The following is a 23,154-nucleotide window of genomic DNA, read 5'->3' as shown; positions in this document are numbered from 1 at the left end:
TGGTTTCATGGAACAGATATCCTCCATTCTGAACGATTCATCCACAGGTAAAGAATTCAACATAAGGGGATGGGTCTATAGAATTAGAACATCAGGTAAATTGGTTTTTGTTATCCTGAGAGACGCTTCAAGTATTATTCAATGCGTAGCCAAATCAGACAATTTCAACGAAACTGACTTCAAGATTATTTCCTCACTTACCATAGAAAGCAGTGTAAGTTTCAGTGGAGAATTAAAGAAGGATGAGAGAGCGGTTACTGGATATGAAATGAACATAAAATCGTTCACCATTTATCAGAGAAATGACAGTTTTCCAGTTTCGAAGGATATCTCAGAAGAATTTGAACTGGATAACAGGCATCTTTGGATCAGAAGCAGGGAATTTAATGCGATCCTGAAGATCAGATCCACTATTTTTAAGGCATTCAGAGAATTCTATGATAATGATGGATATTATGAAGTTCAGCCGCCCATTATGGTATCTACAGCAACTGAAGGTGGTTCTACCCTTTTCAGTGTACCATTCTTTGGGGAGAAGGCATATCTGACCCAGAGTTCTCAATTTTATCTTGAAACATTCATTTTTTCATTGGAAAAAGTGTATACAATAACTCCCAGTTTCAGGGCCGAAAAGAGCAGGACATGGAGACATTTAACTGAATACTGGCATGCAGAGGGCGAAGTTGCCTGGATAAACAATCAACAGATGATGGACATAGAGGAAAAGATGCTTCATTTTATTGTAAAGAAGACAATAGAGGAAAACAGCGAAGAGTTGAAAATACTTGGAAGGGATATAGAGACACTTAAGGAAAGTATGAAACCCTTCAGAAGGATTCCATACAGAGAATTAATAGAAATGTCTGAATCGCTTGGTATGCCCTTGAAATATGGAGATGATCTGGGGGCAGATGAGGAAAGACAGATAATGTCAAACTTCAAGACTCCTATATTTGTCACTGATTTTCCTGCGTCATTAAAGACATTTTATCATCAGCCAAATCCTGCAAAACCTGATGAAATCTTATGTCATGATCTTCTTGCACCTGAGGGATACGGTGAGATTCTTGGTGGTGGAGAAAGAATATGGGATTATGATTTACTTAAAAAAAGGATAAACGATAATGGGCTGAAAGAGGAGGATTACTACTGGTATCTTGACCTCAGAAAATATGGCAGCGTTCCTCACTCGGGCTTTGGATTAGGAATGGATAGATTAGCAATGTGGATAATGCATCTGGACAAGATTACTGGTGCTATCGCCTATCCCAGAACAATAAGAAGACTGAGACCATAAATGGTTAATCCTTTTAAATTAGCCCTTGAGGGAAAAGAACATGATCATACTCCGGTATGGTTTATGAGGCAGGCCGGCAGATATATGGAATCCTATCGCCAGTTAAGAAAAATATATACGATGGAACAAATCTGTCACCTTCCCGACATATCCTCTAAAATTGCCTATGAGGCAGCTTCCTATTTGGAAACTGATGCAGCTATAATATTTTCCGACATAATGACTCCACTGGAAAACTTGGGTTATAAAATAAGATATATAGAAAATGTTGGTCCAGTTCCAGAAAAATATAATGGTAAAACGGACACCTTTATTTCAAATTCTGCAAATGCCATAAGACATTTTGTTAATAATTACAGTTCGACGCCTGTAATCGGATTTATTGGTGGTCCTTTGACTCTTGCTTCCTATATAGTATCCAAAGGTCCTGACAGAGAACTTAAGCACACGAAGACTGAACTAATAAAGAGAGAGAATGAACTCTTAGAATTACTTAATGAAATAACAGAAATTGTTATCAGGGATGCTCTATCTCAAATAGAAGCGGGAGCTGAAGTTATACAGATATTTGATAGCTGGCTCGGTTTTCTCGATAGTGATTATGTAGACATGATTATTAAAAATACAGTTAGTAAGATAACAGAGGAAATCAGGAATAAGGGTGCCAAATCCATATACTTTTCTACAGGAACGTCAGGAATGCTTGAGTCGGTTAAAATGGCTAATGCAGACTTTCTCAGTCTTGACTGGAAATGTTCCCTAAAGGAAATTTCTGAAAATTATGGAAACATAGGATTACAGGGGAATCTTGACCCAACAATACTATCATTATCTCTGGACAGATCAATAGAAAGAAGTATTAAAATTATCAGTGAAATGAGAGATCATAAGAAGTTTATATTTAACCTGGGTCATGGTATATTACCTGAAACAAATCCTGAGAATGTTAGAATACTGGTTAAGAAAATACATGAAGTGATACAATGAAAAACGCCTTACTTATGATGGCTTATGGAAGCCCTGAAAGAAAAGAAGACATAATGGATTACCTAAGGGATGTATATGGGGGCAGAGAGCCACCAAAATTTGCCATAGAAGAGACAGAAAACAAATACTCGAGATTTGGATTTAAATCTCCTTCCAGTGAGATTTTAAGAAAACTTACGAATCAGGTTAAAGATTCAATAGAAGATTTGGATGTTTATATGGCTTTCAAGCACTGGAAACCATCCATCGAGGAGCTGGTCATTAAACTTAGAGAAACTGGTTATGAGAGAATTGAACTACTTCCACTATTCCCTATCAAAAACACAAGTATTCAGGGTAGCTATATAGATCCTTTTAACAGGGTTCTAAAAAAACTGGACTATGACCCAGAGGTGCAATCCATAAGCGGTATGACAGATGCACCAAGTCTTACTAAATTCTGGGTTGATTCTGTGAAAAGAGTATATAACCCGGGAGATTTTCTAATTTTCAGTGCTCATAGTTTACCTCATTCAATAGATCAGGAAAGTGAATATTACAATATATTCAAAACCTGGTCCAATCAAATAGCACGGAAGTTGGGCATTAAGGAGTTTGAATTTGCATTTCAAAGCAGGGGTTCTTACGGTGACACCTGGCTGGAACCAAGCGTATATAAGGTGCTTGAAAATATTGAGAATGGTATGTATAATAATGTTGTAACTGTACCCATAGGATTCATTTATGATCATCTTGAAGTATTATACGATCTTGATTTTCTGTTTGGAAATAAAGTCCTAGAAAAGGGAATGGGATATAAGAGGGCCGAACTCCCTAATAACTCAATGCTGATGATCGAAACTATAAAAGAGTGCGTGGAGATGATGAAAGATGAGTGATTTGAAACTTTTTGCATATGATCTTGAAGATTTTATTAAGAGTATAGTGAAAAAGCACACTGAAAGTGATATAACAATTTATGGAAGAAAGGACGAGAAAGGAAATATAACACTGTTTTCCCCTTTAAGATACCCAGATAAAATTTCTTCCCTTACGGATAGTATGACACTTTCAGATTACTGCCTCATAAATGGCAGGAAATTTGATGGATTTCTCGGTGAAAATATAATATGTGCTGATCTTATGAATAAAAAAAATGGATTATTCGTGATTGATTCTTTCACTGATACTGAAAAACTGAATAACATCATAAAGGGCTCAAATCTCAAAAATTACAGAATGTATGATGGGAATGCCATGGATATGCTAGAAACCCTTGATAGAAATGCTTTGAATCTGAATAAAGAAGGTGATGTGAAGGTTATAATAGATCACTTCTTTAAAGTCAAAAGTGTAGGAACAGTGATTTTAGGATTTGTACTAAATGGAACCTTAAAAAAGCATCAAACACTTTATCTAAACCCTGCTGGAGTCCAGGTTCAGGTGAGATCAATTCAGATGAATGACGTTGATTTTGATGAGGCTCCAGCGGGATCAAGAGTTGGGATAGCATTGAAAAATGCAGATATTGAATCCATAGACAGGGGAGCAACGCTTACTGTGGAAAAGGAAATTCCACTGAAGGAAATAACTGGAAAAATACAGTTCCACAGGGCAGTACCAGATGAAGTCAGGAAGGATGGGGAAGTATTTGTTTCGGGTCATTTTATCTACTCCCGTGGTATTATGGAAAATGGAAAAATTACAATGGATAAGCCAGTACTTCCATGGGGAGATTATATCCTGATTAAGCCCAATGCAAAACCGAGGGTCATTGGAAGGATAGATAGATTCAATGAATGAATTTGTAATTTCCGGTTTTTGCGGTTTCTATCTTTTTATTAATTGATTCCAGAGTACCTATATCATGCCTCATGTAATAATCTCCTTTTATCCTCCACAGGTTTAGCTCCACCATGCTTGAGGCTTCGGGTATTGAATCGGCTTCTGTCATTATGGCTATAGCACGAGAATTTGACATCTTAACCTCATCGAGTTCCCCTTCAACCGATGAATAGAATATATGAACATGATCCGGAAGATCACTGGTATTTACGCTCAAAATGCCTGGTTGTGGGTTAATACCGTAGCCCTTTGGAACAAGATATTTTAGTGCAGAGGCCTTCCTCCGGAATGTAATCTTTGAGTTCTTTAGATCAGCATCAGCTATCTTAAACAATAAATCAACTGAATCACCCTCCATAAGTGTGACTATGTTCATTCCCTCTGGGTCAGCAAGCCTACCATTGACTTCTATCACCTTTAGATCGTCCTTTGTCTGCATAAATTGAACATATAGAACGCCCCGGAAAAGCAATCCATCCTGAAAAAGTGCTTCTACAAATCTTCTGGAAATATCTTTTGCCCTTTCATAAATTCCAGGCCTCATGAAAGGAAGCTTAAGTTCTATATCCGTTATTGAACCCATTCCTCCTGTATTAGGTCCCAGATCATTCTCATATAACCTCTTGTAGTCCTGTGCTACTGGAGCAAATATGGAATTTACACCATCCGTAAACAGTTGCATTGAGAATTCTTCACCGTATACAGCCTCTTCAATAAGTACCTTCTTGTCCCTGCGAAAAACTTCCTGAGCATATCCTATTGCCTCTGCTCTGCTGTTGAAATGCTGATCAGTTATCTTTACTCCTTTTCCTCCCGTTAATCCAGAGGGCTTGATAGCAAATTCGAGACTTGTGTTAGATAGCAATTTCTGAATATCGTATTCATTATCTAAAACCTCATACTTCAGGTTTCCAGGAATCCCATACCTCTTCATCAGCTGTCTCATGAAGATTTTTGAACTTTCAATCTGGAATGATGCTGAGGTTGGACTTGCGACCTTAATTTTGTTATATTCAAGCTTATCAACAAGATTTGTTTCGAGATACCCATCTGGACTCACATATACGAGATCTGGTTTCTTATCTATTATATATCTTGTTATCATATCAGTGTCCAAGGATTTCGTTACCAGGGACTCGCTGCTTATTGACCTTATGGACGGATTATCGTTTGGCATTATGGATATGGGTTCAGCTCCATCCTGAAACAACCTTCGAGCGAGTGCATCCTCCCTTCCACCACCACCTACAATTGCAATTCTTTCACTCATCCTTCATTTCACTTCCATCATCATTCCCTTTCTTCTGGATCTTATTTTTTTCCATGTTAAAATATTTATAGAATTTATTAGTTAATTCGTAGATTTCTGTATTTCGGTATTTAATTGACTTAATAAATCCTGTTCTTTTCAGCGAGTGTATTAAGAAGTCACTTTGCATTTTGAACTTCTCCTTCACTTCCCCTTTCATTGTCCTGTCATTGTTTAGTATTAGGGTTAACAACCTGATCTGCTCAGGGGACAACTCTGGTTTTGCTACTCCTTTTACCAGATCTGAATATTCATTTTTAAGTACCATTCTATATTTTTTTCCTACATTACTTATGGTTATGCAGGTTTCTCTCGCACTGTAATCCTTCATCAATCTTCTAAGTTCTTTCCTTATAATGTTCTGATCTTCTAGAAGGATGGATGATATCTCCATTATACCCACAGGCTCTTCTGTCGCGAATAGGATAGCCTCTATCTTTCTTTGAATATCCACATTTCCCTATAGACTCTTAATATATATTTTATTTTATTTGCATATTTTAAAGATTAAGTGTATTTCAACTTTGCATAAATTTAATTTAATTAATCCATAGGGGATAACAATGACAGAGTTAAGAGATGAAACACTTCTCGGAACGCTTGAAACTGGGCAGAGAACCATGAAGCCGAATGCCCTCTTTTACCTATGGTTCGGCTCAAATCTTACTGTGGCTGATTTTGCACTTGGAGTGCTTGTAGAATCTTACGGACTTACTGTTTACTATACAATTCTGGCACTATTAATAGCAAATATTTTTGGAGGCTTACTGGTTGCGTTTATGAGTCATCTCGGTCCAACAAGTGGAATGGGGCAGATGGAAATATCAAAAAAATCTTTTGGAAAGGGGGGTGGAAAAATATTTTCTCTGCTTCAGTTTATGAATACAATTGGTTGGTTGTCCGTAAATCTTATTATATCATCAAGAGCACTTCAGTTTATTCTCAGTTCACAGGACTCTTATAGCCCAAGCTTCCTTGGTATAAATCTTCTAGAAGTTATATCTTTGATTATTGTAATGATCTTAATAGTTGTGACAATAATATTTGGTCATAAGTCCATAAAAACATTCGAGAAGTTAATGTCAGTGATTCTTGGAGTTTTATTTGTAATTTTAACATACTCAATCATTGTGAGTCCATCAAGGTACATCTCTGCTTATACGGGAACTTTTTCCTTAATATCATTCGCTTCTATAATCATGCTATCTTTCTCATACATAATGTCCTGGGGGCCCTATGCAGCGGATTATTCAAGATATATTCAAAAGAGTCAATATTCATCACTAAAGGCTTTCATATATACATTTGCAGGTACAGCATTAGCATCATTTCTGGTAGAACTTATAGGTTTTTACGTGGGCGTTGACCTTGGCTTAAGTGGTATCTTTTCGAACCATCTGTTCGTACCACTTCTTGGTGGATTCTGGATACTTGGATCGCTTACCCTATTTCTTGGTGGTCTTGCAGCAAATTCACTGAATTTATATTCCAACCTTATGTCGATCAGGTCACTTGGCTTTAAAAATGGGAGAAATTATATCATTCTTGCTATAGGAGTGCTTACTGTTTCTATGGGTTTTATCTTTTACAATACATTCTCCTCATATTTTGAAGGATTCCTGTACGTTCTTGATTATTGGATAACACCCTGGATTGGGGTAATGATAGCTGAATTCTTCCTTGTTAGGAGAAAGGAAAGCTTCAACTCAAACATAAACTGGAATCCCATCATTGCCTACCTGCTTTCAATAATCATATCTATTCCATTCATGGATACTATACAGTATTATTTTGGCATACACATACCATTTTATTCCGCTACCTCAGGTGTTGACTTCAGCTATGTAATTTCGTTCTTTATCTCAATCATTCTAACCTATGTCTTTGAAACTAAAATTTCTGGTAAGGTGAGACAGCGCATGACTCAAATCAGAACAGTCAGAGATTCTGGTAAATAGTCTCGCCCTTTGCCACATCAAAAGATAAAAGTTCCTTTGAAAGAAACGAATTCTGAAATATTCCCCTTGCCTCCCTCAACAAAACCTCTGGATCATCAATCCGTGGGCTGTAATGATAAAGATAAAAACTCTTTACTTCTGCTTCTTTTGCTATTTCTGCAGCCTGTCTTGAGGACGAATGTCCGAATTCATTCACCTTAGGTTCCAGAGAAGAATCTGTTGTTGTCTCGTGTATTAATACATCAGCTCCTCTTGCAAAGTTTATCATTTCTTTGTTTGGTCTTGTATCTCCAGAATATACCAGAACCCTGCCTCTCCTTATCCCTGCTGAAACCTCTTCTAACTTAACAATCCTTCCATTAATGTTTAATTCCCCGAGGTCCCGTAGTTTTTCTATTTTATTTGATTCAATTCCCAGTTTTTTAACCTTTTCAGGGTCTATTTTAATAAGATCAGTTTCAGTAAGTTTATATGATATTGCAGGAACCGGGTGATCTGCTTTGATTGTTTCAATGGTGAAAAATTCAGTCTGAAGCTTTCCCCCAAAAGGTATCTCATTAATGAGAATTTCAAATCCAAGAGAGTAATAACCAACATTGAATGCCCTTGTGAGAACTGAAATTGCCCCCGGTGGACCATAAACCTTTAACGGCTTTTCCCTACCGTTAAATGACATACTCTGAATAAGACCGAGTATACCAAGAAAATGATCTCCGTGAAAATGAGATATGAATATGCTATCTATTTTCATGAAAGAAATTCCGCTTTTCATTATCTGTTTTTGGGTTCCCTCACCACAGTCAAACATGCATACAAAATCATCTAACTGAACTACAACTGCAGGTAATGATCTTCCGGGAAAGGGCCAGGAACCCCCACTCCCGAGAAATGTAACCTTGAAAGATGATACCATGAAGGGAAAATTCATTCTTTGTTATTATGTTTTCAGTGTTAATTACAAATAACTTTCAAAGTTTGTTCCTTTTTGCATTGCATACAACTATTACTTTCTTAAAGTGAGCACAGGTGTTTCAGTAAACAAACTAAAATCTTGTTTTTACGCTTTTCTTCTATACAGGATCCTGAAGTCTGGTAATTTTCTCTCATTCTAAAACAGTATAATCAATTTTTTGAACCCTTTTTAAAATGATGAATTTATATATTGTATATACATTATATTTTGTGTTTGTATCAGCATTTACAACTCAGAACTCAAACTCAGGTAGTGATGTTTATAGTTATATACTATTGATCGCTATTTTCGGACTAATTATTTACAGAAGAATCAAAAGAGGAATTAATGGTAGACCGTATTCATTCCGTAGAATCATAACTACACCTATAATTTACTCACTTTTACTGGTATATTTTTTGGCAGTCCTGTATTCATTTATTATTTATGATTTCATAGCGCTAATTTTAATCATTCCTGGATTTATAGTTGGTGATAGGATAGGATCATTATCAACGGTATACTGGGAGGGAAAAGTATTAATGTACAAAAGATCAACAATGGTGCTATTCCTAACTTTAATGCTGTATTTTATAAGAATTGTTCTTGAGTTTGTTGTTAATACAACAAATATTTATCTCCTGACTGCAGTCAACGCAAGTTTGGCTTTATCACTGGGAATCCTCATAGGTGAATTCCTGCACCTTAAGACATCTGCCAGAGAACTCCTTCTAAATCAAACCAGAAATGAGGGGATTAACAATGCATAAATATTTATATTTGTCTAATAATATCATACAGTTGTCTGACGGGGTGCACTTTGAGACTATACAGTTTAGAAATTAAAAACTTTAAATCTTTCTGCCATAAGGGAATGAAGATAGATTTTAGGCCAGGATTAAGCATGATAGCAGGTCCTAACGGCAGTGGGAAGAGCAATATAGGTGATTCACTCCTGTTCGTACTAGGTACAAGATCATCTAAAACCGTGAGGGCTGATAAACTAGATGATTTAATACATAACCCGGCCAATGGGGATAAAAAAGTGTCCAGAGCAGAGGTCAAAGCAGTATTCGTGGAAGATAGGGATGATGAATCTTTTGAAACAGTGGAAATATCTAGAACTATTGAAGAGAATGGTAGTGAAATAAACAGTACATATTTTATAAATGGTAAGAGATCAAAACACAGTGAAGTTGACAGATTTTTGGAGAATATCGGAATTCAGCTGGATTCCTATAGTTTTGTTCTCCAGGGTGACATAAATAAATTTATTTACGTAAGTGGAAATGAAAGAAGAAAGTTGCTTGAGTCCATAGCAGGAATAGACGCATATAATATGAGGATAAATTCTGCAAAAGAAAAGATCGATGAGATCGATAAAACAATACTTGCCTCTGAAACACTGCGAACAGAGATTGAAGAAAACATTGCAGTCATAGAAAAGGAAGCCGAAAAACTGAGAGAATATAAGAAACTAAACAGCGATATTGTGGATTTAAGAGCTACTGCCTTATCTATACAGATTCGTGGAATAGAGATAGATCTCAGCGGTCATCAGCAATCCATGGAAGAGAGTGAAAAGAAAATTGCTGATATAAAAGCTATACTGGATGATCTGGATAAAGAACGTGAAGTTCTTGCACAAAAGAGGATGGAGATTGAGAAAGGAATCGGAGAAAAGATTCAGAAAGAGCTTGAAAGTATTAGAAAGGGAATAGAATCCAAAAAATTAGAAAGAGCAAGATCGGAAATAAGTGCTTCAAACATTAACATCAGCATAGACAAAGAACGGGCTCTGATCGAAACGAATACAGGTAAGATTGAGGAAATAGATGAGGAAATAGACAATCTTGCAAAAGGATTTAATGAACTGATGAAGAGAGAAGAAGAATTAAAGTATAGGGAAACTTCTCTCAGAGCCCAGATAAATCAAAAGATAGAGCTTCAAAGAAATAAAACTGAAGAATACAGGAAGGCAACCGATGAGTTAACAGTTATAGAAAAACAACTTAAAGAGAATTCCACTATTACGGAAAAAATAAGAAGAGAGGAGTCTGAGGAGTCAAAAAAATTCAAAGGGCTTGAGACAAAACTGGGTATTAAGGAAGAGAATCTTACCAATGAAAAATACAGGTTATCGGAAACTCAGTGGCAGTTAAACCAGATCAAAAAGGATGAAGGTGGAAACAGATCTAAAAACGAATCCCTAAGCAAAAAATATTATGAACTTCAGTCCCAGATCAAAGAATTGGAGAGAGAAAGAACAGAAACAAGGTCTAAAATGGATAACCTTGGGAAGGAAGTTGAAAGAATGAGATCCGAAATGGGATCAAGGGGTTTTGCCAATAAGTCCATTTCCGCAATTATGGAAGCGAAGGCAAGAGGAGCTATTTCAGGAATTCACCGATCCATAGGAGAACTTATAAGTTATGACGAAAAGTATGCACTGGCTGTAGAGGCAGCAGCTGGAGGAAGACTGAACTCTATAGTAGTTGATAATGAGGATGTTGCACAGGATTGCATAGAATTATTAAGAGAAAAGAAACTGGGGCGAGTAACCTTCATTCCACTAAATAAGATCTTACCGGGGAGGCCAAGAGGGAAAGCACTCACTATTATTCAACAGGATCGAACGACCTCTCTATTGAGCCAGCAGGTCAAGTGTCAGGATGTTTATGCAAATGCAATCTGGTATACCTTTCAGGACACTGTTCTTGTGGATAGTGCAGAAATTGCAAAGAAATATATGACAGGGGTCAGAATTGTTACTCTTGATGGTGACATATTTGAAGCTAGTGGTGCCATATCTGGCGGTTTCATGAATCGTAGCAGAACAACTTTTAACTTTTCTGAACTTGATAGCAAGGAAAAACTACTTGAAGATCTTAGAGAAAGATTTAACAGTCTTGATCATGACATTAGAAATTTAAGACAGGAATATGACGACATTTCGAAACAATTGATGGACATATCAAAGAGCGGTGGTGAGGGAAAAGGGAAGTCTGATTCGCTTGAAGCCCAGTTGAAAGAAAGCCAGAAGATCAGAGAATCACTTGAACTTGAAATTCAGACCCTTAAAATAGAACTGAAAAATAGTTCTGCTTCACTGGAAAAACTTCAGGAACTCATAACAAAAGAGGAGGAGAAAAAAGCCTCTCTTGAGAAGAGAAAGAATGAACTGTATATGATCATAGGAGACAATAAGGAGGAAGGAAATGATCTATCCGAGTTGCAAAAAGAACTTGAAAAAATCAGTAACGAACAGACCTCAACAATGTCAATTAAATCTAGCAATCAGACGACAATGAAGAAAATTTCAGAACGAAAGTCGGAATTGATGATGGAAAACGATAATCTTATAAAAAATATAAATGCAGAAACCACAGAAAAGGATAGAATTGAAGAAGAAATCGCGAAATTCGGAAATGAAATAGGAAGACTTGAAGAGGAAGAGGAAAAGCTCAATGAAAATAACAGAAAAATTATTCAGGGATTGAAGGAAATTGAGCGGCAGCTATCAGATATCAGCCAGAAGAGTGCAGGATTGGAATCGGACATGAAGAACAATGAAAATGCTGTGCTTACCTCAAAGATAAAGATACAGAATTTCAATGAGAAGTTGTCAGCCCTTAAAGAAGAACTCAGGCAAAATGGGGGCAATGTAATTATTGATTATTCAAGTGCGCAGAAAGCAAATAGTGAAATTGCCATAAGAATGGCAAAATTGCAGGAAATAGGTGCAGTCAATCAGCTAGCTGAGGAAGATCTCAAAAGGGATATGCAAAGAAAAGAAAACCTTGTTGAAAAAATAGATATTCTAAAAAGAGAGGTTGATTCCCTTATCAAATTAATGGCCGAACTTGAAGAAGTGAAGACAAGAGTACTTTTAGACCTCTATGGAAAGGTAAAGATTGAGATGAGGGAAATCTTCAAAAGGTTGACAAGAGGTGGTGACGTGGATATGTATCTTTCAGATGAATCTAATCCACTGGAATCCGAGTTATTGATCAAGGCAAAACCCAAAGGAACTACGTACACAAAGCTGCAATCTCTCAGCGGTGGAGAGAAGAGTCTTGTTGCACTCTCCTTTATCGTAGCGGTTCAGAGAATTAAACCCTCACCAATTTATTTTCTGGATGAAATTGACATGTTCCTTGATGGAACAAACGCTGAGGCAATGGGTGAGTTGTTAAGGGAAAATTCAAATACTTCACAGATCATTATGATATCGTTGAAAAATGCCATGAGTAAGTTTGCGAACTCTCTGTTTGGAGTAACCATGAACAAAGCAGCGGGCTGTACGGAAATTTTTTCGAAAAGCTTTGGAGGTGAATAGATGGAAGACACACAGCTTATGGATCTTAAAAGAACTATAATAGTTCAGGCAACAACCATTGGTATAGATACGAGGTTCTATGAAGAACTGGACTTTAAGGATACAAAGGCGGAGACTAAGAATATAATAGAGATAATGGAAAGATGCATAGCCAGAGAGATAGACCCCTGGAGAGTTGATGTTGTTAATTTTGCCCTAATAGTGAGGGAATTAACTAATGCTGGACTGATGTCCATAGCAGAGGCAGGGTATATAATATTCAGATCATGGGGGATAGTGTATGTACAGGCTAACGACCTGATAGAAAACTTCATTAGGAAGGAAACCGAGGAAACTGAAGACGAATTTAATGAGATTTCACAGGAAGTATATAATGACTCAGAAATAGAAGATAGGGAGTTTATAAGCCTGCATATGCCCGTTAAGCATCATGAGACTAGAAAGGTCATGCTTGTGGAACTTATTGAGGTTATGAGGAAGACTGAACGGAGCAGGGAGAAAATTGTCAGAATGCCTCATATGGAGCAGAATGCAGAGGTTGAAGAGATATACGAGGTACTGAATTCAGGAGAACCTGAGAGAGATCTTGAATCAATCATGCAGAAGATTATGAGAACGAAAGAAAACTCCTTCTTTATGGAAGAGGTATGGGGTGAAACAAAGGAAGATAGAGTAAAGTTCTTTATATACAGCATGTTTATCAGGAAGAATGGGTTTATCACACTGAAACAGGAGTGCTCATATGACAGAATCTGGATCGAGAAACAACCCTGATAATGGAGAAAGGATCATCAGCGCATCAGAGCTTGCTGAGTTTGATTACTGCGCCCTTTCCTGGTATTACACCCGTGAAGGGTATAGAGTTCCTGCTGACAGGGTTGAAAGAATGAATAGAGGTACAATAGCGCACGAGGAAGCAGAAACTGATCGTGAGAGGAATTCAAAACTTAGTGTAACACTTATAGTTGCCATATTGCTTGTTATTGTGTTCATGTTTATAGTGTTCATCTGAAATGTTGCTTCCTGTCTATTTTATTATCCCATTTATTGGCCTTCTGATAATACTTGTTTTTTATTTTGTCAGGGCAAAAAGGAGAATGGACTATTATGAAATGCCAAAGGGAAGATTTGTTTACGGAGACATGAAATCTGAAGGACAAATTCTAGTTTCTAAAAGGTATGGTCTGTCAGGTAAACCGGACAGAGTAATAGAAAACGGTGGACAGATAATTCCATACGAGTATAAGAGCAGCAATATAGGGGGTCAGCCATGGGAACCACATATAATTCAGATGGGAGTTTATTTCATAATACTCCAGGAACTCTATCCCGAACATATGATCCAGTACGGTGTTATAAAATACAGAAATAGGTCATTCTATGTAAATAATAGTAGTGAATTGAAGGATAGGGTACTGGCGAGAGCTCAGCTTATAAGGAGAATGAGAGGCGTTCCAAACAGAAACCACGATAATCCTGGAAGATGCCTTAATTGCAAGTACAGGAGTATATGTAGAGAAAGATTAAGATAGATAATTTAATGCCCTTATATTGTTAAATCTTGACAAATCCCTTTTTGAAGAAATAGTAACCGAGAGTGAGTTTGAAAGCCTCGAGAAAAACTGTAAAGGATACCATGGTGTGGAACCTTCAGGAATACCCCATATAGGACATATTCTGGTTATTGGTACCAGAATCAAGGCAATGATGAGAGCCGGTATCAGGATGCAGATATTACTGGCAGACTGGCATGCCATGGTAAATGATAAGCTGGGTGGCGATCTGGAACGTATAAGGCAGAGTGGAGAGATTCTTAAAAAAGCATACGAAATTGAACTAGGAGATTTGAAACCAGAATTTGTATGGGCATCGGATCTGATAGATAAGAGCAGCTACATGGAGGGTATAATTCGCACTGCTAAGCAAACAACTCTCTCAAGACTGAAACGAGCTCTTCCAATAATGGGAAGGGATGAATCTGACGCTGAATCAGATTTCAGCAAATATCTATATCCTGTAATGCAGGTAAATGATATTTTTGAATTAGATCTCGATGTTGCTTTGGGAGGCATGGATCAAAGGCACGCCCATATGCTGGCCAGGGACATTGCAGAAAAAATGAACAGAAAGAAGGTTGTTTCAATGCACTCTCCACTTCTGGGAAGCCTGAAGGGAACTGGAAGAATGGATAATTTCAAGAAGATGTCGAAAAGTGATCCTGACAGTGCCATCCTCATGACTGATTCAGAAGAAGACGTTAAAAGAAAAATAAAAAATTCATTTTGCCCCATGGGAATAGCTGAAGGAAACCCGGTAATGGATATCATGAAGATAATCATATTTCCTTCAATGAAAGAGGTAACAATACATAGACCTGAGAAAAAAGGGGGAGATATAACATTTACAGATTTCATTTCGCTTGAATCCACATATAAATCGGGAGCGATACACCCAATGGACCTTAAAGAATCCGTGACAGATAACCTGTCTAAAATGATGAAGCCCTTTGCAGTGTTGAGAGATTATTTAGAAAAATGAATCAAGACTGGATTGATTGCTCTTCTGGAGACTTATTTTCAGCTTATCTATAAATGGCCTTACCCTGTTTTCTCCGAAGTTGTGAAGATCGCAAAGGAATGAATATATCTTTTCCTCCTCAGGTTTACCAAAGGTTAAGTTAAAATCGTCTGTAACTTCAGGCTCAAGAAATAGCTTTCTTACATCTTCGTACTGGGGTATCCTGTATCCCTTCTCCCTTATTACTTCTTCTAGATTCCCGTATTTCTGGATCAGGTTCAGTGCTGTCTTTGATCCAACCCTTTCAACTCCACTGTTGAAATCTGTTCCAACCATTATGGCAATATCCACAAGCTGACTTCTTGTAATATTCATATTTGATAGGTTTTCCTTTAGATCGATGTATTCAGGATCTACTGTTACGTAAATGTTTCTGCTTGAAACTCTTCTCTTACCATATATGGTGAAATTTCTTAGAACTTCTCTTGCACCAAATAGTAGACAGTCATAATCCTGTGAGATAACTGCATTAACTTTTCCTGTGGAACTCATGTAAGAAGCCTGGCATTCACCCTCAGAAGGAGCCTGTACATATGGCAATCCCATATAGGTAAGAAGCTGCTTACTTTCATCTATCATGTCCTTTGTAATATGATTTATCCTTCTCTTCATTCTTGCAATTTTTTCCCTATCTGAAGTCATTATTGCCTTTTCCAGTTCTCTTTCTGAATTTTCCTTTATTGCCTTTCTTTCCTCAAGAGTCCTGAGTTTCATTGGAGAAGGTTTGCCATCAAAAACATATACAGGCTTCAGCCCCTCTTCCATAAGGGAAATTGTCCTGTAGAAAAGACCACTTAAATGAGAGGTAACTCTTCCAGATGAATCCATAAGCGGTGTTCCGTCAGGTTGCCTTATGGCACTCAAAAACTGGTAAATTTGGTTATAGGCATCCACTGAAACAGTATTGTTTGAGAAATCCTTAATGTGAGTTTTGTGCTTTATCAGAATGGGCTCAAGATTAACTCCCATATACTTCCATATGTGTGCCAGTATGTAAATCTTTTTGAAACCATCCAGACTAAATTTATCCTTCTGTGCATGAAAGACCTGTGCTGTTGACAAATATTTCAACAGATTTACCATCCTGAATGGATCTATGTTTTACTATTTTCAACTCTCTCCCGGTTCCCCTTGTTCGTTTAATTGACAGTATGGTTTTTGAGAAATGGTTCAGTAAATAACCACCATAGGGAGTTATCTGGTTTTCCTCAACATCAAAATATATCTGATTTGTTATGAATACTGGAATTTTATACTTATTACATATGGTGTTTATGATTGATATATCTCTTGATAGGCCCTGATTTTTAAGATTTTCATCTCTTTCGATTCTAAGCAGGGCAGTCATTGAATCAATCACAAGAAGTTTTACGTCTTTTGAATTCTGCATCATTCTCTCGGCCTTTATGAGACAGACCTCCTGCTCCCCTATGTTCTCGGGTGTAAACAGAATAAGATTGTTAGAATATTCCTGATTTCCCCCGCATATTTGCAGAAACCTGTTGCTTGAAAATCCCTCTGTATCAACATATATGACCCTTTCACCTCTGGACAGAGCAGAAACTGTGAGCTGAAGTGCCATGTTTGTCTTACCGGAACCGCCCTCACCATATATCTGTGTGATTACGCCAGGATCAATGCCTCCCTCAAGAAACTGATCAATGCACCCAATCCCAAAGGGAAGTTTCTCTTCCCTTCTTATTTCAGGTGATTTCATTTCTCTGATCCCTGATCCCTAGAATGAGATCAGCACATGATTGAAGATTATCTGTTTTCAGATCAAAACCCCTTGCGTTAATAAAACCAGGCTCATTATTCATGCTTATGGAATAGTCAGTAACCATAAACATCTTTTCATCATCTGGAGAGTCTCCTACTGAAATTGAGTAATCTGGTTTATAAGTATTTATCACGTTATTCACAACTATATCCTTCCTCTTCGGGTCAACCAGGGCTCTCCCATCGGGAAGAACCATTCCACCCAGCGATAAAATCACATTTGCATAAATATCACTTATTCCTGTAAGTTTTCCAACCCTTTCTGCAAGCCACATTAATCCACCTGATACTATTACCAGGTGAAACCCCTCAGCGCTGAGTGTTTGAGTTGCCTCAACGGCTCCTGGAAACAATTCTATTTCATCAAGGATTTCCCTTATTTGGTTGACCTTTACTTCACCCATTTCCTGTATCCACAGATTAATATCCCGTCTCATAAATTCGTGGTAATCTATCTTTCCGGTCCTGAAAAGAGAATAGTTAAAATCATTATCAACCCCAAATTTTGAATGGACATAGTTCCAGCTACTTTTCTCTACTGTGAGAACCCCATCCATGTCAAAAAAAACAATTGGAGTATGCTCAGTATGGCCTAGAGAAGAGGGCAGTTCTCCCTTCATTTCCACAAACCTCACATTTACCTTTTGACCCATAATTCAGTATATGTCCCATCATATCTAGCTCGGTTTTTGCCTCTATGGACCTGGCACATTTTTCATTATCACATAGAATAAAAGTCTTAATGCTTGATTCCTGTCCGCTAGTTTTAATCCCTTCTATTCCATCTGAGAGGATCTTCCGGGCTTTGTTAAGAAGATCACTTTCTACCTCATCCAGCAAATTTTTTATCTGCGATATATCATCTTTATTCAGCTTTATTCTCCCTTTTCTTGTTCTTAAGGATATGGTAATTGAATTAGATTCTGCCTCTCTTTTACCTATTTCTATTCTTAAAGGGACACCTTTCATTTCCCACTGGTTGAATTTATAACCGGGAGTATAGTTGTCGTTTTTATCTACTAATACCCTAAATCCACTATTCCTAACTAAGTTTTCAATTTCACTTACAAAAGATTCAAAATTTGAATCTGCAGAGGTGATTGGAACAATCACTACCTGCGTAGGAGCCACGAATGGTGGAAGAATTAGTCCCTTATCATCACCATGAATCCCTATTAACGCAGCTATCAATCTTTCACTCATACCGAATGTTGTCTGATTTACATATTCACTGGTTCCATCCTCCTTTGCAAATTTCACATCATAATTCTTTGAGAAATTACTACCGTATTCATGAATTGTTCCAATCTGAAGCGTTCTGCCTGAAGGCATAAGCGTATCAAATGCAATGGTGTAAACAGCACCTGGAAACTTATCCCACTCAGGTCTCTTTACCTCCATATAAGGAAGGCAGAGTTTCTTTGTGAAATAGTCCCACTCTCTCCTGTAAAGGTTCATCTGTTCCTCTGCATCTTTGTATGAATCATGGGCAGTATGGCATTCTATGAAGTGAATATCCCTTGATCTTATAAACGGCCTGGTATGTTTTGTTTCATAACGATATACCTGAACAATCTGGAAGATTCTCTTTGGTAGATCAGCATGATCCCGTATCCACAGTTTTAGCATCGGATAAATTGCAGCCTCACTTGTGGGTCTCATGGCCAGATCTTCTTCCAGAGATTCCCTTCCGCCCCTTGTGATCCAGAATAGTTCTTTTTCAAAGCCCTTTATGTGTTCGAATTCAATTTCAAACATTGGTCTTGAGATTAATGAAGGAAACATCACTTCCTCATACTCATCTTCATAGAACTTAGTCCTGATCATTTCATCAGTGTTTTTCATGAGGCTATATCCATAAGGCATCCAAACATTCATTCCCTTAACAGGGTATCTCTTATCGGTGAGCTGGGAAATGTCTATTATTTCATTGTACCATTCACTGAAATCTTCCTTTTTATGCTCCATTCCCTTGTAAATAAATTCGTCATTATTTAACTATTGCAAGTCGCTAAGATAGAGTTGGTTATTTTGCTTGAAGACTATTACTCTGAGTTTTGTATAGATCTTAGATCTGATATCTTTAATACAATACTCAACAGACTACACTATAATTAACAGCACTAATTCATTAATGATACTAGGTGTTGCTAATAAAAACACATAATGATAAGTTAAAAGGAGTAATTGTTTATTAACAGAACAACAATTAGTGATAATGAACTTAAAAGATATAACTGATGAAAAAGAGTTTATAATTGAACTTGCAAAGAGAATTATACCAGTAAAATCTATAAGTCCGGCCTCTGGTGGACAGGGAGAATCGCAGAGGGCAGATCTTCTAGTTAGTATATTGAAGGAGCTTGGGTATGAAGATTCAGTACGATATGATGTTGAAGATAAGATGGGATTTAAAAGATCCAGTGTAATAGAGAAAGTTGGAAATTTTGATCGTACTCTCTGGCTTGTCTCCCATATAGATACTGTACCGGATGGTGACCCAAATCTATGGACAAGACCACCATTTCAGGCAACAGTTGAAGGCAACAGAATATATGGTCGCGGTACGTCTGATGATGGACAGGCAGTTTTCCTTTCTCTTCTACTTCTTAAGAAGCTTGATAAATCCAAACTTAAAATGAATTTAGGCCTTGCGTTTGTTGCAGACGAAGAGGTTGGGAGTGTGTACGGGATACAGTACCTACTTGATAAGAATATTTTCAAGAAGGATGACCTGATAATAGTCCCAGACGCGGGTTCAATGGACGGAATGGAACTGGAGATTGCCGAAAAAAGCATTGTTTGGATAAAATTCACAGTTAATGGTAGGCAGTACCATGCAAGTATGCCAAGCAACGCCATAAGCGCTGCAAGAGATGGAATGGAATTCATGCTATCAGTAGATAAGATGCTCCATTCAAAATATACCGATAAGGATGATACTTTTAACTTTCCCTATTCAACGTTTGAACCGACCAAGCACGAAAAGAATGTGGACAATATAAACACGATTCCGGGAAAAGAAGTATTTTACATGGATTGCAGGATACTACCTAACTATGATGTGGATAGTGTAGTGGATGATATTTCAAGAGAGATTTCTGAATTCGAAAGAACACATAAGTCAAAGATTAAGATGGAGTTTGTACAGAGAGAACAGGCACCTGTACCCACTTCCAGGGATTCGGAAGTCGTTACAAGATTGGTGAAGGCGTTATCAAGCAGAGGCGGAGAGCCAAAGGTTGTTGGTATTGGGGGAGGCACATGCGCAGCTTTCTTCAGAAGACTTGGTTATGATGCAGTTGTGTGGAGCACGACCGTCCCTGATGTTGCTCATCAGGTTGATGAATATGTTATAATTGATCAGATATTACAGGATAGGGAAACAATTGAGAAATTGGTTTATTCTGAATAATTTCTTTTTTTCACCCTAGAGATCATCTGACTCTGAAAGTGCTCTTAGCCTTTCAACACCATCAATTTCCCTGATTATTTCCGAAACCGTTTCAGGAACATCCCTTTCCCAGTTCTCTCCCCTTATCATTCTATCTCTTATCCTGGTACCTGACCATTCCACCCTGTTTATGAGTTCCATTGATTTTACATTGTATTTTTTCTCGTAGAACAGTCTTTTTACCAGAGGATTATTTGTATATACACTTGAGAAATGTGGGGTTAGTGATTCTACATGTGCGACCCAGAGCGGGTTAGAATTTACATCCTCTATTGGGATTATATAGAAGTTAAAGATCTTCCTGCTTTCCAGAGTGTTTGAGATCATCAGATGCCTTTCTCCTGCTGTGAACGGGTTTTGAAGGGTGTGTGAATACTGTGCACTTCCTATTCCAATAATCACAGATTCATGATCTTTCAGAATCTCCTGTATTACTTCCAGATGACCGAGATGAAATGGCTGAAACCTTCCAACAATGAATGCTCTTGACATTTCTTTCACTCCAGCATTTTACACTGTATCATGTTATCTTCCTCAAATATGAACCAGTTTAATAATTTCTTTATATTTTTAATAATGTCGTCTATTTCACTTTTTAACTCTTTCTGTCTTTGAGTCTCCTTGCATATGGAGTAATTCTTCGTATCAAGAATTTCCCTGAACATTGACTGAAATGCCATTACTTCAGACGTTTTTCCATGTATAAATTCTTCGTTGTTTACCAGAAGTGTTGATGATCTCCCAAGTTTTTTCTCCTTTTTTCCATCCTCTAGAAGAAATTGAATCTCTGGTTCATTAAAGAAAAGATTATTCAGGATATGAAGCACTGGTTTCGCTGCGTAGTATGTTTCTCCACTATTGTTGATATCAGGTTGATCTAATCGCCGATACTCTGTCCTGCCAAAAATTTTATCCAGTATACCTTTTATGGACTCGACCTTCTGATGAGAATATTTCGCAGTGAGTTCAACATATTTACCCCACATTTCGTAAAGATTTCCCTGATCCGGCGGAATATGATTTCTAACAAGATCATTCCATAGTGGTTTTTCATCGATCAGTGGTATTGGTGCATAGGTATCTGAAAAAGATTGAAATTTTGTTGGGGGAATAATGCTTTCCATCATGTCCTTAGAAACTTTTCTCAGAGTTGAATAGTGTTTTTCCATTTTTTCCATTAGTAACTCATTCTTTCTGATTTCGTTTGTGAGTCTCTCCATATCCTTATCTATTTCTAGCTTTACTTCTTCTCTGGTGTGTTCTTTCTCTATTTCATCATCCTCTTCTATCTCATCATCAGGAGATATGGTAAAATCTTCTTCGAAGTCATTGACAGTTGTCTTATAGTTTTCAATATCTTCCTCATATTTTTGGCTAAATAGCCTAATTGCTCTAAAATTGAAAAACGTTAAAAATAAACTGATTCCCAAAATAACAAGAACAGTGATAAGTAGTGGAACAATTAAGAAACTCAAACCCATTTAAATCTTACTCTGCTCGTCCATAAAGCTCGCCAGCAATGCGATTCCTTCCTTCAGTTTATCTTCGGATAACGCGTAGGAAATTCTGAAATGACCCTCTCCTTGTTTTCCAAATGCCGACCCCGGTGTGAGTAGTAGACCCTTAGAATCAAGGATCTTCTTACAGAATTCGACAGATGATATATTTAAGTCATATGATGGAAATACGTAAAAAGCTCCCTCTGGTTTTATGAGATTCAGACCTTTAATGTCCCTAATCATATTGTAAACCAGTTCTCTTCTCTTTCTGAAAACCTCCTTCATGGCTTTAGGGCTCTCATCATCATCCAACGCATATATGGCGGCCATTTGGGAGATAGAGGGTGCGCAAGTTATGGTCTGCTGCTGCAACTTATCTACAGCACCAATAAATTCTCTGGATGAAGCGAGATATCCTATCCGCCATCCTGTCATTGCATAACTTTTAGAGAAACCACTGATTAGTATGGTATGGTTCATTTCTGGATCCATTTCTACTATATCCTGAATTTTTCCATCAAACACAAGTTCTTCATAAATCTGATCCTGAATAAAGTAGATTTCTTCATCTATGCACAGCTTTTGTAGTGCCTTGATTTCGTCGGTCGAAAAAACTTTTCCCGTTGGATTTGCAGGATTTGATATGATTATGCCCCTCGTTCTGGGTGTTATTGAATTTTCAATGCGTTCAAGGTTAAGTGAAAAATCATCATTGGTTGGAACTTCCACTGGTTTTACACCGTAAATCCTGCATATTTCAGGATAGGAAAGAAAATATGGCTCCGGTATGATGATTTCATCTCCCTCATCTGCGATGGCCATTACTGCTAGATTAATAGCAAATTTTGTTGGAGTTACAATTATATTATCTGCATTCAGGCTGTGAATATTATTATTGATCTTCTTAGATATCTTAGTTCTCAATTCCACATATCCCTTTGACGGAGTGTAATGAGTGAATCCCTCCTTTGCCTTTTCAAATGCATAGTTTATCTCTCCAGCAGGCGTCGTAAAATCCGGTTCTCCTACCCCAAAGTTTATAATTTTTCTTCCTTCAGCAGTCATCTGGGCCGCCTTTGCAGAAGTGGATACAGTGGCAGATTCAGAGACATTAATTACTCTCTTTGATAACACAAAGTTTAATCGCAATTCCATAATTAACTTTTATTGATTTTCCAA

At 37.4% G+C, this 23,154-nt stretch carries 22 protein-coding genes; 12 read left to right on the top strand and 10 right to left on the bottom strand.

The window, feature by feature from the left end; all coding sequences use genetic code 11:
• The first annotated feature begins 7 nt into the window (after nt 1-7).
• From asnS to CSP5_RS03910, 4 genes are read left to right on the top strand one after another with little or no spacing between them, the layout of a single operon-like run.
• Nucleotides 8-1,297: an asparagine--tRNA ligase gene (asnS, locus tag CSP5_RS03925; protein WP_021788637.1), complete on the top strand. Its 1,290-nt coding sequence runs from the start codon at nt 8-10 to the stop codon at nt 1,295-1,297.
• A complete protein-coding gene (locus CSP5_RS03920) occupies nt 1,298-2,284 on the top strand; it encodes a uroporphyrinogen decarboxylase family protein (protein ID WP_148689685.1) in 987 nt (328 codons plus the stop codon).
• Nucleotides 2,281-3,162, top strand: a complete 882-nt coding sequence (hemH, locus tag CSP5_RS03915) for a ferrochelatase (protein ID WP_148689684.1) — start codon at nt 2,281-2,283, stop codon at nt 3,160-3,162. The genes CSP5_RS03920 and hemH overlap by 4 nt, the downstream gene beginning before the upstream one ends.
• A complete protein-coding gene (locus CSP5_RS03910; RefSeq protein WP_148689683.1) occupies nt 3,155-4,066 on the top strand; it encodes an EF-Tu/IF-2/RF-3 family GTPase in 912 nt (303 codons plus the stop codon). Before hemH ends, CSP5_RS03910 begins: the two co-directional genes overlap by 8 nt.
• Here CSP5_RS03910 and purD read toward each other — a convergent pair.
• Nucleotides 4,056-5,378, bottom strand: coding sequence for a phosphoribosylamine--glycine ligase (gene purD / locus CSP5_RS03905; protein WP_148689682.1), 1,323 nt, complete (start codon nt 5,376-5,378; stop codon nt 4,056-4,058). The two genes, CSP5_RS03910 and purD, sit on opposite strands and share 11 nt — an antisense overlap.
• Complete coding sequence (locus CSP5_RS03900) at nt 5,371-5,871, bottom strand: SMC-Scp complex subunit ScpB (RefSeq protein WP_021788632.1); 501 nt, start codon at nt 5,869-5,871, stop codon at nt 5,371-5,373. The genes purD and CSP5_RS03900 overlap by 8 nt, the downstream gene beginning before the upstream one ends.
• Before the next feature lie 109 nt (nt 5,872-5,980).
• On the opposite strand from CSP5_RS03900, the gene CSP5_RS03895 reads away from it, so the two are divergent.
• The gene (locus CSP5_RS03895; protein ID WP_148689681.1) at nt 5,981-7,375 is read left to right on the top strand and encodes a purine-cytosine permease family protein; all 1,395 of its coding nucleotides are present in this window, start codon (nt 5,981-5,983) and stop codon (nt 7,373-7,375) included.
• Here CSP5_RS03895 and rnz read toward each other — a convergent pair.
• Nucleotides 7,356-8,288 carry a ribonuclease Z gene (gene rnz, locus CSP5_RS03890; RefSeq protein WP_077076151.1) on the bottom strand — a complete coding sequence of 311 codons (933 nt, stop codon included), beginning with the start codon at nt 8,286-8,288 and terminating at the stop codon, nt 7,356-7,358. The genes CSP5_RS03895 and rnz overlap by 20 nt on opposite strands.
• 233 nt (nt 8,289-8,521) lie before the next feature.
• Between rnz and CSP5_RS03885 the strand changes: the two genes are divergently transcribed.
• Genes CSP5_RS03885 through CSP5_RS03860 form a run of 6 tightly spaced genes read left to right on the top strand, consistent with a single transcriptional unit; the run spans nt 8,522 to nt 15,204 of the window.
• Nucleotides 8,522-9,097: a DUF1453 family protein gene (locus tag CSP5_RS03885; RefSeq protein WP_148689680.1), complete on the top strand. Its 576-nt coding sequence runs from the start codon at nt 8,522-8,524 to the stop codon at nt 9,095-9,097.
• Nucleotides 9,098-9,147: 50 nt separating this feature from the next.
• Nucleotides 9,148-12,666 carry a chromosome segregation protein SMC gene (gene smc / locus CSP5_RS03880; protein ID WP_077076149.1) on the top strand — a complete coding sequence of 1,173 codons (3,519 nt, stop codon included), beginning with the start codon at nt 9,148-9,150 and terminating at the stop codon, nt 12,664-12,666.
• On the top strand, nt 12,667-13,440 hold the full coding sequence (locus CSP5_RS03875) for a hypothetical protein (protein ID WP_021788626.1): 774 nt from the start codon (nt 12,667-12,669) through the stop codon (nt 13,438-13,440).
• Entirely contained in the window at nt 13,409-13,678 is a 270-nt protein-coding gene (locus CSP5_RS03870; protein ID WP_021788625.1) for a hypothetical protein, read from the top strand. Before CSP5_RS03875 ends, CSP5_RS03870 begins: the two co-directional genes overlap by 32 nt.
• 1 nt (nt 13,679) lies before the next feature.
• Nucleotides 13,680-14,198, top strand: a complete 519-nt coding sequence (locus tag CSP5_RS03865) for a CRISPR-associated protein Cas4 (RefSeq protein WP_021788624.1) — start codon at nt 13,680-13,682, stop codon at nt 14,196-14,198.
• A 19-nt stretch (nt 14,199-14,217) separates the two neighbouring features.
• A complete protein-coding gene (locus CSP5_RS03860) occupies nt 14,218-15,204 on the top strand; it encodes a tyrosine--tRNA ligase (protein ID WP_241869837.1) in 987 nt (328 codons plus the stop codon).
• Here CSP5_RS03860 and fen read toward each other — a convergent pair.
• The 4 genes from fen to proS are packed head-to-tail and all read right to left on the bottom strand — an operon-like array spanning nt 15,193 to nt 18,990.
• The gene (fen, locus tag CSP5_RS03855) at nt 15,193-16,314 is read right to left on the bottom strand and encodes a flap endonuclease-1 (RefSeq protein ID WP_241869836.1); all 1,122 of its coding nucleotides are present in this window, start codon (nt 16,312-16,314) and stop codon (nt 15,193-15,195) included. The two genes, CSP5_RS03860 and fen, sit on opposite strands and share 12 nt — an antisense overlap.
• Nucleotides 16,268-16,960, bottom strand: a complete 693-nt coding sequence (radB, locus tag CSP5_RS03850; protein WP_021788621.1) for a DNA repair and recombination protein RadB — start codon at nt 16,958-16,960, stop codon at nt 16,268-16,270. The genes fen and radB overlap by 47 nt, the downstream gene beginning before the upstream one ends.
• Nucleotides 16,947-17,642: an HAD-IB family phosphatase gene (locus CSP5_RS03845; RefSeq protein ID WP_172399398.1), complete on the bottom strand. Its 696-nt coding sequence runs from the start codon at nt 17,640-17,642 to the stop codon at nt 16,947-16,949. The genes radB and CSP5_RS03845 overlap by 14 nt, the downstream gene beginning before the upstream one ends.
• Entirely contained in the window at nt 17,605-18,990 is a 1,386-nt protein-coding gene (proS, locus tag CSP5_RS03840; RefSeq protein WP_021788619.1) for a proline--tRNA ligase, read from the bottom strand. Before proS ends, CSP5_RS03845 begins: the two co-directional genes overlap by 38 nt.
• 250 nt (nt 18,991-19,240) lie before the next feature.
• Between proS and CSP5_RS03835 the strand changes: the two genes are divergently transcribed.
• Entirely contained in the window at nt 19,241-20,437 is a 1,197-nt protein-coding gene (locus tag CSP5_RS03835; protein WP_021788618.1) for a M20 family metallo-hydrolase, read from the top strand.
• 15 nt (nt 20,438-20,452) lie between these two features.
• Here the strand turns inward: CSP5_RS03835 and CSP5_RS03830 are convergent, their stop codons facing one another.
• The 3 genes from CSP5_RS03830 to CSP5_RS03820 are packed head-to-tail and all read right to left on the bottom strand — an operon-like array spanning nt 20,453 to nt 23,109.
• Entirely contained in the window at nt 20,453-20,968 is a 516-nt protein-coding gene (locus CSP5_RS03830; RefSeq protein WP_021788617.1) for a nicotinamide-nucleotide adenylyltransferase, read from the bottom strand.
• Nucleotides 20,969-20,973: 5 nt separating this feature from the next.
• On the bottom strand, nt 20,974-21,957 hold the full coding sequence (locus CSP5_RS03825; protein WP_021788616.1) for a hypothetical protein: 984 nt from the start codon (nt 21,955-21,957) through the stop codon (nt 20,974-20,976).
• Nucleotides 21,958-23,109, bottom strand: coding sequence for a pyridoxal phosphate-dependent aminotransferase (locus CSP5_RS03820; RefSeq protein ID WP_148689677.1), 1,152 nt, complete (start codon nt 23,107-23,109; stop codon nt 21,958-21,960).
• Nucleotides 23,110-23,154: the final 45 nt, after the last annotated feature.

This window comes from Cuniculiplasma divulgatum (assembly GCF_900083515.1).
GTDB classification, from domain to species: Archaea; Thermoplasmatota; Thermoplasmata; order Thermoplasmatales; family Thermoplasmataceae; genus Cuniculiplasma; species Cuniculiplasma divulgatum.
The sequence above is the reverse complement of the archived record's forward strand: the minus strand, read 5'-3'. Positions and strand labels throughout refer to the sequence as shown.